Here is a 258-nt window from a genome sequence, read left to right as displayed (position 1 = left end):
CATCAGCCAACAACAACGACACTCCGCCGCCGCCGCCGGTCATCCGGACACGTACTGTGCGGGCCTGCGTAGCGAGAAGACGCACACCACTGAAGACGAAAGGCAGCAACGGCTCGGTACCGGCGGCGACAAGAACACCGGCCGGGTGCAGGGCGGCGTCGAGCAGGGCCGGGTGGATACCGAAGCCGTCCACGTCGGCCTCGACGGTCACTTCGGCGAAGACCTCTTCACCACGCCGCCACAAACGGCGCAGGCCCT

General features: G+C 67.4%; 1 protein-coding gene. It reads right to left on the bottom strand.

Translation table 11 applies throughout. The annotated features are described in order from the left end of the window. Positions 1–211 (bottom strand): polyketide synthase dehydratase domain-containing protein (locus tag LPA41_RS41505; protein ID WP_229077024.1); only part of this gene is annotated, 211 nt, incomplete at its 3' end. Positions 212–258: the final 47 nt, after the last annotated feature.

Origin of the sequence: Actinoplanes sp. DH11 (assembly GCF_020873875.1) — a bacterium.
Classification (GTDB): domain Bacteria; phylum Actinomycetota; class Actinomycetes; order Mycobacteriales; family Micromonosporaceae; genus Actinoplanes.
The sequence above is the reverse complement of the archived record's forward strand: the minus strand, read 5'-3'. Positions and strand labels throughout refer to the sequence as shown.